Below are 15492 nucleotides of genomic sequence, written 5' to 3' on the forward strand. Positions count from 1 at the left end.
ATCAACTAACCTTGCATTGATCCAACAAACATCGGCATGGTTTTGACGCCGGGTAAGGGCAGCTTGTGTTTTGGTTGCGGACCGTGTCTGGTGAAGAAGGAGCTAGTATATGTCTGTGAATCAACGAGAAATTGGGCGGCGTAAGCTGCTGGCAGAAATTCGCAGGCAGCAGCGTGTCCCGCGCATTGACCTGAGCGAGCTGACCGGAATCAGCCGCGCAACCGTGACAACCATCACCGCCGAGTTGCTCCGCGAAGGGTTGATTGAAGAAGTCACAAGCGACCTTGGCGAGAAAGATTCGAAGCGGGGACGTCCCAAGGTGGATCTGAAGATTCGCGGTGCGGCGCGGCTGATCGCAGGGGCAAAAATCTCCAACAAGACGGTGTCTTTGGTGCTGCTCGATTTTGAAGGTACACAATTGGCCGCCCATGAAGCGGATCTGGAGACGGCGGTCTTGCCTGCCGAAGACATGGCGGAAGTACTGTCCGGACTTGTCGAGACGTTGGCGCGCAAGATTGGCCTGTCGCGGGCAGATGTGGCGGGGTTTGGTTTGGGTATCGCTGGTGTGGTCGATGCGCCGCGCGGTTTTGTGCATTGGTCGCCGTCTTTGACCAGCCGCAACGTGCAGTTTGGTGACGTGCTGGAGCGGGTGCTGGGCATTCCGGTGTTTTTGGACAACGATGCCAACCTTGTGGCGATGGCCGAGAAGAGCTTTGGTCTTGGACAGGGGCACAGCGATTTTATTGTGGTGACCATTGAGAGTGGTGTCGGTATGGGCATCGTAATCAATAATGAGATTTACCGGGGGACGCGGGGCTGTGGCGCAGAATTTGGTCACACCAAAGTGCATCTAGAGGGGGCGCTTTGTCGTTGTGGGCAGCGAGGGTGCCTGGAGGCCTATGTGGCGGACTACGCGCTGACGCGTGAAGCCATGTTGGCCAGTGGCGAAGCCGCCGAGCGGCAAGTTGAGGATATTTTGCGCACGGCCAAAGAGGGCGAAGCCGTGGCTGCGTCTATTGTGAACCGGGCCGGGCGGATGTTTTCCATGGGGCTGGCCAACATCGTGAACATTTTTGACCCTGAGTTGATCATTTTGGCGGGCGAACAAATGCAGGCCAGCCACCTTTATGCGGAAGAGGTGATTGACGGTATGCGCAAGCTGATTGTGCAGGTCGACAAAGCCCCGCCGGAGGTGGTGGTACACAAGTGGGGCAACCTGATGTGGGCCCGAGGAGCAGCGGCCTATGCACTTGAAAATGTGTCGGAAAATGCGCTCGTGGAGTTGGCGGATAATGTGGCTTAAGGGCGCAAGTGCATTGGCACTATTGATGGCAAGTAATGCGCAGGCAGAAGTGCGATTTGCATCAGTGGACGTTGCGGAGCATGTTTATGACGGCGGCTGGGAATTTTACGTCGGCGGTGGTGTGGCAGCGTTTGATTGCAGCGGTGATGGCTTGCCGGAGCTGGTGGTGGCGGGCGGGGAAAACCCGCCGATGCTGCTGCGCAACCAGAGTTCCCATGGCGGGGCGGTGACCTTTGAGGAGGACACGCCCGATGCCTTGATGATGCCCGATACTACGGGGTTTTACCCGCTTGATATTGATGGCGACGACCGGCTCGATCTTGTTGCGTTGCGTGTGGGGGAGAACCGCCTTCTGAAAGGTGGCGAAGAGTGTCGTTTTGAGCCTATGGATGTGCCGGGGTTTGACGGGGGCAATGCTTGGACCACGGCGTTTTCTGCCACTTGGGAGCGGCAGGATGCGCTGCCGACATTGGCGTTTGGCAATTACGTGGATCGTGACGATCCCAAAGGGCCGTTTGAGGCTTGTGACGAGAATGATTTGTTCCGGGCCTCTGGCGAGGGGTATGCGCATGCCACGTTGACGCCGGGGTTTTGCCCGTTGTCGATCTTGTTTTCCGACTGGGGCCGCTTGGGCCGTTCGGATTTACGGATGAGCAATGACCGCCATTACTATGTGAAAGGTGGCGCGGAGCAGCTTTGGGCGATGGAGGCGACGCCGCGGCTTTATGGGGAGGCGGATGGCTGGGCCACGCATATGTTGTGGGGCATGGGCATTGCGCAGCGTGATCTGGACTTTGACGGCAAGGCGGAGGTGTTTTTGTCGTCGATGGGCGATCAGCGGTTGATGAAACGTGTGAGCGCGGAGGCCCCGACGTTTGAAGATGTGCCTTTTGAGATGGGCACCTCGGCGCATCGGCCATACACCGGTGGCGACGGGCGGCCCTCAACCGGCTGGCACATCAGTTTTGGCGATGTGGACAACGACGGGCTGGATGATGTGTTCATATCCAAAGGCAATGTGCAGCAAATGCCGGGCGCGGCGATGGAAGACCCCAACAATCTGTTGATTCAGCAGGCCGACGGAACATTTGCTGAGCTGGGCGACGTAGCTGGGATCGCCACATTGGCGCGCAGCCGTGGGGCAGCGTTGGTGGATATGAACCACGATGGGTTGCTGGACCTGGCAGTGGTAAACCGACGGGCACCGTTGGAGGTTTATCAAAACGTCACTGAAAGCACGGGAAATTGGGTGGCTTTGACCTTGATGGGGAAAGAGGCCAACAGTCAGGCCGTGGGGGCCTTTATTGAGGTGAAAGTGGGCGACCAAGTGCACCTACGGGAAATCACCGTGGGTGGCGGTCACGCCGGAGGTGTATCCGGGCCGCAGCATTTTGGGCTGGGCGATGCGGAGACCGTTGAAGTGCGCGTGCGCTGGCCGGATGGCACGCAGGGCGATTGGATCGAGGTGCCGGTAAATGGCAGCTGGCGGGTGTGGTCCGAAGGGCCGGTGACGGTGCTGTCGGCGTACTGAAAAAGCCGCGTGGATCAGTTGGACAGCTGATCCATGGGCAGTCCGGAGGGTACCGACTCTGGCACTCCAAGGCGGCCTTGAATGGCGTCGTAGTCCGTGAGGCTTTCGAGGAAGGCGAGGATCTGCGCGACCTCCTTATCGGTGAGGTCAGTCGGCGAAAGTTCGTTGGCGGCTGCGATTTCGATCACTTCAGGTTCGTCCGTCATCAATTTGAAATCTGTATCAAATTTTCCATCGGAATAGGTGGTGTGGGCCGCTACATAGGCTTTGAGCGAGGCCACCGGATCGAGGTGATGCCTGACCATGGCTTCCAGGGAGGTGTAGGCCCCGTTATGGCCATAAGGCGCGGTCTGCGTGATGTTGCGCAGGGAGGGCGTGCGAAAGCGGTAGAAGTCTTCGTCTTGGCCGGTGACGCGGCCACGGCCGACGTCGCGGTTGTGGTTTTCAAACGGTGCCGCTTTGCCCGGGCCGATCTGTGGCAGCGCGATGGCGTGGAAGCCGTGGTTGGTCTGGAATTGGCCGGAATGGCAGGTGCCGCATTGGGCTTTGCCGTAGAAAAGGTCCAGGCCAGCGGCGGCATCAGCGGTGAGTGGCGTGCCGTCGCGCAGGTACGCGTCAAAGGCGGAGGCATCCGCGCGCCATTCAAAGGCAATGAAGGCGGCCAATGCGTTGGCGATGTGGTGGAACTTGATGGGTTCCTCTGCGCCAATCACATCGTCAAAGGCAGCGCGGTAGGCGGGGATGGCTTCGACCCGTTTGGCAAGGATGTCCCATGCGCCGCCTTCGCCGGTGAGTTGGCCGAGACGCACGGCTTGCGAGACGTCGTTTTCGGAATAGTGACCGGCCATTTCGTCGCCAGAGAGCACCGGGAACATGGCTTGTGCGGCAAGGGCGTTGTCAAAGCCCATCTCCATCTCGCTTCCTAAAGGGGTGCGGATGCCGGAGGGGCGGGAGGGGTCGTCTTCGAGGCGGCCATCGTGGAAAAAGACTGTGAATTCGGTGGCGCCGAGGTTCCACAGCGCGGGGGCGTTGCGGGGGATGCGGTTTTCGGGCGGGTTTGAGGTGTCGATTTTGCGCTCTAGCCCGAGGCCGGTGGCGCCGTCGCCAAGGCCGAGGGAGACGCCATCCGACGTGCCCAGATCGGGGTGGTGGCAAGTGGCGCAGGCGACGCTGCGGTTGCCGGACAGGATCGGATCGTAGAACAGTTGCCAGCCCAGCTCGACCTCCGTCACGTCCTGCGCCGGGAAGATGGCGTCCGCCTTGGGCAGCGGTGAGGCGCTGGCACCGGTTGCCAGAATGGCGGGCAGGAAAGCGGCTGTGAGCATCAAGGGGCGCATGGCGGGTCTTTCATTTAGAAAAGCCCTCCGCGCAGGAGAATATGCGCGAAGGGCCAGTGTATCTTGGCTCAATAACGATTTTGAAACAAGATATTACACAAAGCGGTTCACGTAGTTTTCCAAAATCTCCTGACGGCCGGATTTGGGTGCCGGGTTGATCTTTCCGCTCATCACGTCGTCGAATGTGCCGTCCAAATCGCCGGCTAGCATGGCTTTGGCCGCGTCTGTGTCCCAACCGGCGTAGCGCTCGGCCAGGGCATCTTCGAGACCACCGTCCTCGATCATTGCGGCGGCGGCTTTCAGGCCGCGGGCGCAGACGTCCATGGCGCCGATGTGGCCTGCGATCAGGTCTTCGGCGTCCAAGGACTGGCGGCGCAGTTTGGCGTCAAAGTTGGTGCCGCCGGTTTTCAGGCCGCCGTCTTTGAGGATGTGGTAGTAGGCCAGCGCAACTTCGGGCACCGAGTTCGGGAACTGGTCGGTGTCCCAGCCGGATTGGTAGTCGTTGCGGTTCATGTCGATCGAGCCGAGCACACCAAGGGCGGCAGCGGTGGCGATCTCATGTTCAAAGCTGTGACCGGCGAGGATGGCGTGGCCCTGCTCGAGGTTGAGTTTGACCTCGTTTTCCAAGCCGTACTTCTTGAGGAAGCCATAGCAGGTGGCGGCGTCAAAGTCGTATTGATGCTTGGAGGGTTCTTGCGGTTTTGGCTCCACCAAGATGGTGCCTTCGAAGCCAATCTTGTGTTTGTAGTCCACCACCATGTTTAGGAAGCGGCCCATGTTGTCGAGTTCACGGCCCATGTCGGTGTTGAGCAGGGTTTCATAACCCTCGCGGCCGCCCCAGAGCACGTAGTTTTCGCCGCCCAAACGTTTGGTGGCGTCCATGCAGGTTTTCACGGTGGCGGCGGAATAGGCGAAGACTTCCGGGTCCGGGTTGGTGGACGCACCACTCATCCAGCGGCGGTGGCTGAACATATTGGCGGTACCCCAGAGCAATTTCACGGCGCGTGTGCTCATTTTTTCTTCAAAGTAATCAATGATCTCTTCGAAGTTCTTCAGGCTTTCGGCAAAGCTGTCACCCTCAGGGCGCACATCGGCGTCGTGCCAGCAGAAGTAAGGTTGTTGCAGGATGTCAAACATTTCAAAGGCAGCGTCGGCTTTGACTTTGGCCATGTCCATGCGGGTTTGCGGGTGCCACGGGCGCTCAAAGGTTTGGCCGCCAAAGGGGTCGCCGCCTTCCCAGGCAAAGCTGTGCCAATAGGCCACGGCAAAGCGCAGGTGGTCTTCCATGCGTTTGCCCATGACAACCTCATCAGGGTTGTAGTGGTGGAAGGCCATCGGGTTGGTGCTTTCCGGCCCTTCATATTGGGCGGGGGCGATGTTTTTGAAGAAATCGGTCATTGTGTCAGGGCCTTTATGCCGGGGTACAGGGTGACGAAGTGGGCGTAGGCCTCTTCGTAGGCGTCGCGCAGATCACTGCGGGGGGAAACGGTTGTGGCGATCTCTGGCCGGGTCATGACGGTCTCAGGATCGGCTTTGGTGGCGGCGCAAATGGCCAGCCGGGCGGCGCCAAGGGCCGCGCCAAATTCGCCTGCTTTGGGCAGGGAAATGGGCAGGTTCAGCAGCGTGGCGATGAGCTCGACCCAATAGGGTGACTGGCTGCCGCCGCCGATGGCAATCAGGCTTTGCAGGTCCGCGCCGGTGGATTTCAACGCTTCGAGATTATCGCGTAGAGCGAAACTCACACCTTCTAGCACGGCTTGGGTGAGGGCGGCGGGGCCGGTGTCGATGTCGATGTTCAGGAAGGCGCCGCGCATGGTGGCGTCGTTGTGTGGGGTGCGCTCGCCGGACAGATAGGGCAGGAAGCGCATGGCGCCGGGGCCGTTGATGCTGTCGCCCAAGAGCTTGGTCAGGTTGGCTGGGCTTTCTTGCAGGTTGCGGGAGAGCCAGTTGAGGCTGTCGGTGGCGGCAAGGATCACGCCCATCTGATACCAGCGATTGGGAACGGCGTGGCAGAAGGTATGCACGGCGCTTTCCGGTTTGGGGGCGTAGGCGTCGCGGCCAGTGAGCAGCACGCCGGAGGTGCCTAGCGAGACAAAGCCGTCTCCCTCGTTGAGCGCGCCGATCCCACACGCGGCGGCGGCGTTGTCTCCGGCACCTGCGGCGACAATCACGCCTTTGGGCAGGCCTAGTTCGGCGGCGATGTCATCGCGCACGGTGCCAATGGCGTCGGAGCCTTCAAACAGGTCCGGCATCTGATCACGGCGCACGCCGGAGGCGGTGAGCAAGGTGTCAGACCAGTCGCGGGTGCCAACGTCAAGCCAACTGGTGCCAGCGGAGTCGGACATGTCAGAGGCATAGACACCGGTGAGCCAGAAGTTCAGGAAGTCTTTGGGCAGCAGGACTTTGGCGGTTTTGGCAAATATGTCCGGCTCGTTTTCGGCGACCCAGGCCACTTTGGGGGCGGTGAAGCCAGGGAAGACGATGTTGCCGGACAGGTCTCGCACCTGTTCGGTGGTGTCGAACTTGGCGGCTTGCGCGGCGGAGCGGGTGTCGTTCCACATCATGCAGGGGCGCAAGGGGGCGCCGTTTTTGTCCAGCAAATTGGCGCCGTGCATGTGACCGGACACGCCGATGCCTTTGATAGCGGCGACCTCAGTAGGGTGGTCGGCCTTTAGCGCGGCAAAGACCGCTTTGGTGGCCGTGATCCAGTCCGATTGCAGCTGTTCGCTCCACCCTGAATGCGGTCGCGCCGTGTCCACGGCGGCCTCTTTTGCGCCGATCACACATTGGGACGCGTCAATCAGCAGGGCGCGTACTCCAGACGTGCCCAGATCCAATCCCACAAACATGGGGGTTCCTCCTCAAGTCTACATACTTAATTTGTGCCTCAAATTAATTTGAGGATCAAACTAGAAATTGCCTACTCGAAGATTTTTCCACTGGAGCGTGGATGGTGGAGATAAGTGTTTTTTTCGAAAAATCGAATGTAAACAAAGAGTTCGTCGTCTATTGGGCGCGACAGAAGAAAATTGCGAGTGAGCGCTTGACCCTCCTGTGACTGGAACCTTTATGTGATGTAGTCGAACGATGTTTGAGAACGAGGCGAGTCGATGACGGCGCATGTGTTGAATTTCCAGCTGGACGGGCTGAGCTGTGCGGGCTGCGTGAACCGCGCGCAGAAGGCGATGGCCGCTGTGGAAGGGGTGCAGGACGCAAGTGTGAACTTGGCGGACACCTCGGCGCGGGTGGCGTTTGAGGATGACACCGTGCGCGACGGTGTGATTGCGGCGCTGAAGTCGGCGGGCTATCCGGCGCGGGAGGCTACGGTGACGCTGGATGTGGGGGGCATGACCTGTGCAGGCTGTGTCCGCCGCGCGGAGGCCGCGATGGCGGCGGGCGAGGGCGTGCTGACGGCGGAGATCAACTTTGCCAGCGAGAGCGCAACCGTGCGTTATCTGGAAGGCGCGATCACGGCCAACCAGATTGCCGCGTTGAGCACGCGGGCGGGCTATCCGGCGCGGGTGCCGGAGGAGGGCGTGCCAGAAGACATCGCAGATCGGAAAGAGGAAGAGGCCAAGGCGGCCAAGCGGCGGGTGCTGCTGGCGGTGGTGCTGGCGTTTCCGGTGTTTTGCATCGAAATGGGCGGACATATGGTGCCCGCGTTTCATCATTGGCTGATGGCCAATGTGGGGATGCAAAACAGCTATCTGTTTCAGTTTGTGCTGACCTCGATCCTGTTGGTCGGGCCAGGGCGGGAGTTTTACGCCAAGGGTATTCCTGCGCTACTGAAAGGCGCGCCGGAGATGAACTCGCTGGTCGCCTTGGGCACGGGGGCGGCTTATCTGTTCTCCGTCGTGTCGACCTTTGCGCCGGGGCTGCTGCCTGCGGGCACCGCCAATGTGTATTTTGAAGCGGCGGCGGTGATTGTAGTGCTGATCCTGGCGGGGCGCTGGATGGAAGCGCGGGCCAAGGGGCGCACCGGGGCGGCGATTGCCGAGCTTGTCGGCTTGCAGCCGCGCGTGGCGCAGGTGGAGCGTAAAGGCAAAGTATCCGAGGTGGCGATCGAAGAGGTGGCGGTGGGCGATGTGCTGCATCTGCGGCCCGGGGAGCGTGTGGCTGTGGATGGGCGTGTGCTGGATGGCAACTCCTTTGTGGATGAGGCGATGATTTCCGGTGAGCCGGTGCCAGTGGAGAAATCCGCAGGCGATGCGGTGATAGCGGGCACGGTGAATGGCGCCGGTGTCCTGCGCTATGAGGCGGAGCAGGTGGGGCGCGACACGATGCTGGCGCAGATCATCGACATGGTGCGTCAGGCGCAAGGGGCAAAGTTGCCGATCCAGAACCTGGTGGACCGGATCACGGCGGTGTTTGTGCCGGTGGTGATGGCGATTGCGGCGGCGACCTTTGTGGTCTGGATGTTTGTGGGGCCGGAGCCGCGCCTGGGCTATTCGCTGGTGGCGGCGGTGGCGGTACTCATTATCGCTTGCCCCTGCGCCATGGGATTGGCCACGCCAACCTCGATTATGGTCGGGACGGGACGGGCGGCGCAGTTGGGCGTTTTGTTTCGCAAAGGTGACGCGCTGCAGGGTTTGCGGGACTGCGATGTGGTGGCGTTTGACAAGACGGGCACGCTGACCCAAGGGGCGCCATCAGTGACCGATGTGGCATTGGCGGAAGGTTTTGACGAGGATGATGTGTTGGCGCGGGTGGCGTCGGTTGAGGGGCAATCCGAGCATCCGTTGGCGCGGGCGATGGTTGCTGAAGCTCAAGAACGTGGGCTGGACGTGGCAGCGTGTACGGAGCTTGAGGTGCGGGTTGGGCACGGGCTGATTGGCACTGTGGATGGCGCACAGGTGGCCGTAGGCGCGGCGCGGTTGATGTTGGCACTGGAGGTGCCTTTGGGTGGGTTTGAAGCGCTGGCGGTTGCGTTTGCCGAGGCAGGCAAGACGCCGATCTATGTGTCGGTGGACGGCACATTGGCCGCTGTGATTGCGGTGGCGGATGCGGTGAAACCAAACTCGGCAGCAGCAATCAAAGCCCTTCATGGCATGGGCAAGACCGTGGCGATGATCTCCGGTGACACAGAACGCACGGCGCAGGCTTTGGCGCGGGAATTGGGCGTGGATCACGTGGTCGCAGAGGTCTTACCAGACGGTAAGGTTGCGGCGCTGGAGCAGTTGCGCGACACCGTTGGCAAGGTGGCCTTTGTCGGCGATGGCATAAACGACGCGCCCGCCCTGGCGGCGGCGGATGTGGGTATCGCCATTGGCACAGGCACGGATGTGGCGATTGAAGCGGCGGATGTGGTGTTGATGGCGGGCGACGTGGGGGGCGTTGTGACCGGGTTTGACCTGAGCCGCCGGGTGATGCGTAATATCAAAGAGAACCTGTTCTGGGCGTTTGGCTACAACGTGGCGCTGATCCCTGTGGCGGCGGGCATTTTGGTGCCCTTTGGCGGGCCCGCGCTGTCACCGATGTTGGGCGCCGGGGCGATGGCGCTCTCCAGCGTGTTTGTCCTGTCCAACGCGCTGCGGTTGCGGCGCATCCAGCCAGCCTTTCAGGCCAGCAAGAAAGAAGGTGTGTGATGAATATCGGGGAAGTTTCCAAGAACACCGGACTGCCGGCAAAGACCATTCGCTACTATGAGGACATCGGTTTTGTGACCCCGGCGCGGGGCGACAATGGCTATCGCAGTTTCAGCGAGAAGGATCAGCACAAGCTGGTGTTTCTGGGCCGGGCGAGGGGGCTTGGGTTTTCGATTGAGGACTGCCGGACGTTGTTGGCGCTGTATGAGGATCAGGGGCGGGCCAGTGCGGATGTGAAGCGGGTGGCGCAGAAGAACTTGAGTGAGATTGACCGCAAGATTGCGGATTTGCAGGCGATGCGGGGCACTTTGAGCCATCTGGTGGCCAATTGCGCCGGTGACGGGCGGCCGGATTGTCCGATCTTGGAGGATCTGGGGCGCAGCTAACGCGCTGATGTCACAAAAGGATTGCTCTGTGGCTGCCGCGTAGTAGCATCTCGCCATGGGACCCATTCATTACGCGCTGTTGTTATCCTTGTTTGCCGGTCTGGCGATCCCGTTGGGGGGCGTTCTGGCGCGGGTGGAGCATATCTCCAACCGTGCGGTGGAGGCGCGGTTTCTGAAATCCATCACAGCTTTTGGCGGCGGGGCGTTGCTCTCGGCGGTGGCGTTGGTGCTGGTGCCCAAGGGCGCGGAGGTGCTGACCGTTGCGCTGGCCGTTGGGTTGTTGGTGGCCGGGGGCGTGTGTTTTGCGCTGGTGGATGCGGCCTTGGCGAAGGCGGGTGGCAGCGGGGCAATTGTGCTGGCGATGCTGTTGGATTTCCTGCCGGAAGCCATGGCGCTTGGGGCGTTGTTGGTGACAGAGGCAGCAACGGCGAAGTTGTTGGCGGCGATGATGTTTCTGCAGAACCTGCCGGAAGGGTTTGCCGCGTTCCGGGAGATTTGGGTGCAGGGGAAGTTGCCCGCGGCCAAAGTGCTTTTGGTGTTTGTCGCGCTGGCTGGCTTGGGGCCGCTCTGTGCGCTGCTTGGCTTTGCGTTTTTGGCGGATGATCCGGAGACGCTGGGGGCGATCACGATTTTTGCCGCCGGTGGGATTTTATATCTGGTGTTTCAGGACATCGCGCCGGAAGCGCATGAGAGCGGGGCTTATTCGCCGGCATTGGGAGCGGTGGCCGGGTTTGCGCTTGGGCTGGCTGGCGACATGGTGATTGGGTGAGGTGGGTGCTGCGGAAGGGCGCCTACTACGCTGCTTCGTGCCAGATTTGTTGCTCTTGGGCTGATTGTTCCCTAGGGCTTGTGGGATTGGAAAATACGATGATTGGAAAATCGAACATATGAACATGCTTCGAGCAATAATTCTGTTTGTCACGGTATTCACACTGCCTGTGCATGCTTCTGAAAATAAAGATAAATTGAAGGTTGGGTTATTCCACACCCCAGCGAGTTTTTCCGCGACACTTTCCGCCATAGATGACGAGAACCGTATTGTTCTGCCAAGTGCGACTTGGTTTGAACCTTCGGAAGTGAACGCATGGGTGCTGTTCATTTCGTCTGACGAAGATCGGATGGCGTTGCCTGAAATAGCACTTCAAGTTGTCGAAGCGGTCGAGGCGAGCCCAAATCCACTGGTTCGGGTTTCCGTTGACCTTCAAAATGGACAATCGCTTCGGGTGCAGGTGAACAACTTGGCTAAGACTTCGCGCAGCGTGGACTTTCAGGGATGCCTAGCTGCGCTTGATATTGCGTCCGTTGCTTATGGGGAAAGCTATGTGACGCCGGAAAATATCGAGGTGTTTTGTAGCGAGCATTGAAACGATTCAAGCGCTGCTTGGAGATGGTGAAACATGTTGTGCGAGACACAAAAAAGGCTGCCTCGGAGGAGGCAGCCTTTCCTCTACTTAAGCGAGGTCCTTATAGGACACTTCTTTGGCATCCGCGCCTTCGCCCACTTTGTCACGGCGCACTAGAAGACGGTTGAGCGCGTGGATGTAGGCCTTGGCGGAGGCGACCACCGTGTCGGTGTTGGCCGACTGGCCAGTGGCGATGACGCCGTCTTCTTCAAGACGCACGGAAACGGTCGCCTGCGCGTCGGTGCCTTCGGTCACGGCGCTCACCTGATAGAGTTGCAGGCGGGCGGTGTTGGGGTGGATCTGGCGGATCGCTTTGAAGGTGGCGTCTACTGGGCCGTCGCCCTCGGACGTGGCCGACATGTCTTTGCCGTCCACTTCCATCTCGATGGTGCTTTCGGCCGGACCGCCGGTGCCGCAGACCACTTTCATGGACACGAGCTGCAGACGGTCGTCTTCGTCTTCACCGCTGTCGGCGCGCACGAGTGCGACCACGTCGTCGTCAAACACCTCTTTCTTGCGGTCGGCCAGCTCCTTGAAGCGCACAAAGATGTCTTTGAGCTGGTTGTCGCCCACTTCAAAGCCGAGCTGCTCCAACTTGTCGCGCAGGGCGGCGCGGCCGGAGTGTTTGCCCAGAGGCAGCGAGGTGCCGGAGAGGCCCACGTCTTCGGGACGCATGATCTCGAAGTTCTCGCGGTTCTTCAGCATGCCGTCCTGGTGGATGCCGCTTTCATGGGCAAAGGCGTTTTTGCCAACGATGGCTTTGTTGGGCTGCACCAGGAAGCCGGACACGGTGGAGACACGGCGGGAGATCGCCATGATTTTGGTCGTGTCGATGCCGGTGGTCCAAGGCATGATGTCGTGGCGGGTTTTCAGCGCCATGACCACTTCTTCAAGCGCAGTATTACCAGCCCGTTCGCCCAGACCGTTGATGGTGCATTCGATTTGACGCGCGCCGCCTGCGACGGCGGCGAGGGAGTTGGCGGTCGCCATGCCCAGGTCGTTGTGGCAGTGGGTGGCGAAGATCACGTCATCCGCACCCGGCACGGTTTTGATCAGGCGTTTGATCAGATCGGCGCTTTCGGCCGGGGCGGTGTAGCCCACGGTGTCGGGGATGTTGATGGTGGTGGCGCCCGCTTTGATGGCGATTTCGATCACGCGGCAGAGGTAGTCCCACTCGGTGCGGGTGGCATCCATGGGCGACCATTGCACGTTGTCACAGAGGTTGCGCGCGTGGGTCACGGTCTGGTGGATCTTGTCGGCCATTTCGTCCTGGGTGAGGTTCGGAATGGCGCGGTGCAGCGGTGACGTGCCGATAAACGTGTGGATGCGGTTCTGCTTGGCGTGTTTCACCGCCTCCCAACAGCGGTCGATGTCGGCGAAGTTGGCACGTGCCAGACCGCAGATGCGGGAGTTCACGGAGTTCTTGGCGATCTCGGAAACCGCGGCGAAGTCACCCTCAGAAGCAATCGGGAAACCGGCTTCGATGATGTCCACGCCCATGTCGTCGAGCATGCCGGCAATTTCCAGCTTCTCGTCATGGGTCATGGTGGCGCCGGGGGATTGTTCGCCGTCGCGCAGGGTGGTGTCAAAAATCAGGACTTTGTTGTCGGACATGGGTTTGTTCCAGTTTAGATATGCGGTTTAGGAGACGGGGCGCGGTCGCTGTCTCCGGAATTGGGTTCGCCGGTGGGCTCGATCAGAAGCACTTTCACTTCTTTCTCGGCACGGGGACGGTGGACCTGGCCTTGAGGCACAATCAACAACTCACCTGCGCCAAAGGTGACAGAGGGGGCGTTGTCGTAGTCCATGGTGACTTCGCCTTCGAGCACAAGAAAGAAGTCATCGGTTTTGTCATGTTTGTGCAGCGGGTACTCGCCCTGAAATTTCACCACCATGACGTCGTTGCCGTTGTAGTTGGCAACCACATGCGGGTCCCAATGGCTTGAGAACATGGATAGTTTTTCGGCGAGATTGATTTTTTGCATCGTGTTTTCCTAGTTACCTGTTGCTGTCGTTTGCCGCGAGGCGGTTAGACATGTGGCGCGAGACATTCTCCTCTGAGCACGCGCGCCAACAGGGTCACGCTCAGAGGCGGACTAGGAGTAGGTCGAGGCCACGCGCAAAGGGCGCCGGAAGGCGCGCGTCTGTTGCGATATGGGCTCGTGTGGTCATGGCGCAGATTTATACATGCCGAAGGTCAAATGAAAAGGGCAAAAGTTTTGGATTTTTATCTAGGGTGGGACTGGGGCTTTGCCCGGTCACAGCGGGGCTATGACTCCCCAGGATATTTGGGGACTGTGAAAGGCGGTAGTGGGGCGGTCACACCGATCTGAAATGAAAAAACCGCGCTTTTGGGCGCGGCTTTGTGATTTTTGCTGTCGGTGTGATTAACCGTCGTTTTGGGCCGGGCCGGCTTCGGACAAGGTGCCATTGGCCCAGTTGCCTTTGCGCTCTTCACCGGAGGCGTATTTCATGGTGCCTTCGCCCTGACGCTGGCCACCTTTGAAGGTGCCCTCATAAATGTCGCCATTGGCATAGGTGGCGACACCAACCCCGTCAATCTCGCCGGATTTCCATTCGCCCGCGTATTTGAAGCCGTCCGGCATGACAATTTCGCCAATGCCGTTGCGCTGGCCCAGAGAGAACTGGCCGGTGTAGGTGGTGCCGTCGGCGTAGGTGGCGACCCCCATGCCGTGGCGCTGGCCGTCTTGCCATTCGCCTTCATAGCGGTAGCCGTCCGCGTAGGTCATTACGCCGCGTCCGTGGTTCTTAGCGTTTTTGAAGTCGCCTTCGTAGACCAGACCGTTGGCATAGACCGCTTTGCCAACGCCATCATTTACGCCTGCCTTCCAGTCGCCTTCATAGGTGGTGCCATCGGTGTAGGTGATTTTGCCCTGTCCATCAGCGAGGCCATTGGCGAACTGGCCAACATAAACCGAGCCGTCGGCGTAAGCGACTTCGCCGTTGCCTTCGATGTCACCGTTGACCCAGGTGCCCACGTAGACGTAGCCATCGCTACCCTTGAAGGTACCCTGGCCGTGGCGTTGATCCGCCTGGAAGTCGCCTTCATAGGTGTCGCCGTTGGCGTAGGTCACCATGCCTTTACCTTGGCGTTGGCCGCCAACAAGCTGCCCAACGTAGATGTCGCCATTGGGTTGGGTAAGCGTGCCGTCGCCTTCGATCTGGCCCGCGGCCCAGGTGCCTTCGTAGATCAAACCGCCGGGCATGGTCAGGCGGCCTTGGCCTGCGCGTTCACCCGCTTTGATTTCGCCGTCATAGATGGTGCCGTCAGCATATGTGATCTTGCCAAGGCCTTCTTTGACGCCGTTGAGCCAGTCGCCTTCGTAGCGGTAGCCTGCCGGGCTGATCATCACGCCTTTGCCGTGGTGGTTGGCGTTTTGGAAGCTGCCTTCATAACGTACGCCGTTGGCATAGATCGCCACGCCTGTCCCGGTGATTTTGCCGTCGGCCCAGTCGCCTTCGTAGGTGCCGCCATCGGTGAAGGTGATTTTGCCAAATCCATGGGGTTTGCCTTTGGCAAAGGTGCCGACATAAACCGAGCCATTGGGGAAGCGGGCCATGCCTTCGCCAACGATCTCACCCTCGACCCAGGCGCCTTCGTATTCGTAGCCGTTGGGCAGACGGTAGATGCCGGTGCCGTGTTGCAGCCCGTTCTTGAAGGTGCCCTCATAGACACCGCCGTCGTCATATTGTTTTGTCAGAACCTGGCTGTCCTGTGCGAAGGCGGAAGTGCCCGCCAACAGGATGGCTAAGGTAAGTGCCTGAGTTCTGCTCATAATTTCCAGTCCCACTGTTGCCCCAAAGGAGCATCCCCATCACCTTGCGGTGTTTTGACTGATTTTAGGGCAAGGGTTTCTTTGGAGCAAACGGTTTTGCACGTTTGACCTGTTTTGGCGGGTTTGCACGGCTTAGGGGCGGTGGTTTGC

At 59.9% G+C, this 15492-nt stretch carries 12 protein-coding genes; 6 read left to right on the forward strand and 6 right to left on the reverse strand.

What is annotated here, in order from left to right; genetic code table 11:
* Positions 1–109: 109 nt before the first annotated feature.
* Both Q0955_RS12140 and Q0955_RS12145 read left to right on the forward strand, forming a co-directional pair.
* Positions 110–1303: an ROK family transcriptional regulator gene (locus Q0955_RS12140; RefSeq protein WP_299424576.1), complete on the forward strand. Its 1194-nt coding sequence runs from the start codon at positions 110–112 to the stop codon at positions 1301–1303.
* A gap of 25 nt (positions 1304–1328) precedes the next feature.
* The gene (locus Q0955_RS12145) at positions 1329–2834 is read left to right on the forward strand and encodes a CRTAC1 family protein (RefSeq protein WP_299424578.1); all 1506 of its coding nucleotides are present in this window, start codon (positions 1329–1331) and stop codon (positions 2832–2834) included.
* Positions 2835–2848: 14 nt separating this feature from the next.
* Here the strand turns inward: Q0955_RS12145 and Q0955_RS12150 are convergent, their stop codons facing one another.
* The 3 genes from Q0955_RS12150 to xylB all read right to left on the reverse strand — a co-directional run bounded on the left by Q0955_RS12150 (position 2849) and on the right by xylB (position 7020).
* Complete coding sequence (locus Q0955_RS12150) at positions 2849–4171, reverse strand: cytochrome c peroxidase (protein ID WP_299424580.1); 1323 nt, start codon at positions 4169–4171, stop codon at positions 2849–2851.
* A gap of 93 nt (positions 4172–4264) precedes the next feature.
* A complete protein-coding gene (gene xylA / locus Q0955_RS12155) occupies positions 4265–5569 on the reverse strand; it encodes a xylose isomerase (protein ID WP_299424581.1) in 1305 nt (434 codons plus the stop codon).
* Positions 5566–7020 (reverse strand): xylulokinase, encoded by a 1455-nt coding sequence (gene xylB, locus Q0955_RS12160; protein WP_299424583.1) that lies wholly within the window; start codon positions 7018–7020, stop codon positions 5566–5568. Before xylB ends, xylA begins: the two co-directional genes overlap by 4 nt.
* Positions 7021–7281: 261 nt before the next feature.
* Here xylB and Q0955_RS12165 point away from each other — a divergent pair, with 261 nt between their 5' ends.
* From Q0955_RS12165 to Q0955_RS12180, 4 genes are all read left to right on the forward strand, one after another.
* Complete coding sequence (locus Q0955_RS12165) at positions 7282–9756, forward strand: heavy metal translocating P-type ATPase (RefSeq protein ID WP_299424584.1); 2475 nt, start codon at positions 7282–7284, stop codon at positions 9754–9756.
* Positions 9756–10142, forward strand: coding sequence for a Cu(I)-responsive transcriptional regulator (gene cueR / locus Q0955_RS12170; protein WP_294113548.1), 387 nt, complete (start codon positions 9756–9758; stop codon positions 10140–10142). The genes Q0955_RS12165 and cueR overlap by 1 nt, the downstream gene beginning before the upstream one ends.
* Positions 10143–10197: 55 nt before the next feature.
* On the forward strand, positions 10198–10911 hold the full coding sequence (locus Q0955_RS12175; RefSeq protein ID WP_299424586.1) for a divalent cation transporter: 714 nt from the start codon (positions 10198–10200) through the stop codon (positions 10909–10911).
* Positions 10912–11029: 118 nt separating this feature from the next.
* A complete protein-coding gene (locus Q0955_RS12180; RefSeq protein ID WP_299424588.1) occupies positions 11030–11506 on the forward strand; it encodes a hypothetical protein in 477 nt (158 codons plus the stop codon).
* 87 nt (positions 11507–11593) lie between these two features.
* Here Q0955_RS12180 and Q0955_RS12185 read toward each other — a convergent pair whose 3' ends face one another.
* The 3 genes from Q0955_RS12185 to Q0955_RS12195 all read right to left on the reverse strand — a co-directional run bounded on the left by Q0955_RS12185 (position 11594) and on the right by Q0955_RS12195 (position 15342).
* Positions 11594–13159, reverse strand: coding sequence for a 2-isopropylmalate synthase (locus Q0955_RS12185; RefSeq protein WP_299424589.1), 1566 nt, complete (start codon positions 13157–13159; stop codon positions 11594–11596).
* 14 nt (positions 13160–13173) lie between these two features.
* Positions 13174–13530 (reverse strand): cupin domain-containing protein, encoded by a 357-nt coding sequence (locus Q0955_RS12190; RefSeq protein WP_299424590.1) that lies wholly within the window; start codon positions 13528–13530, stop codon positions 13174–13176.
* Between the two features lie 402 nt (positions 13531–13932).
* The gene (locus Q0955_RS12195) at positions 13933–15342 is read right to left on the reverse strand and encodes a 2-isopropylmalate synthase (RefSeq protein ID WP_299424591.1); all 1410 of its coding nucleotides are present in this window, start codon (positions 15340–15342) and stop codon (positions 13933–13935) included.
* Positions 15343–15492 lie beyond the last annotated feature (150 nt).

Origin of the sequence: uncultured Shimia sp. (assembly GCF_947493595.1) — a bacterium.
Taxonomy (GTDB): domain Bacteria; phylum Pseudomonadota; class Alphaproteobacteria; order Rhodobacterales; family Rhodobacteraceae; genus Shimia.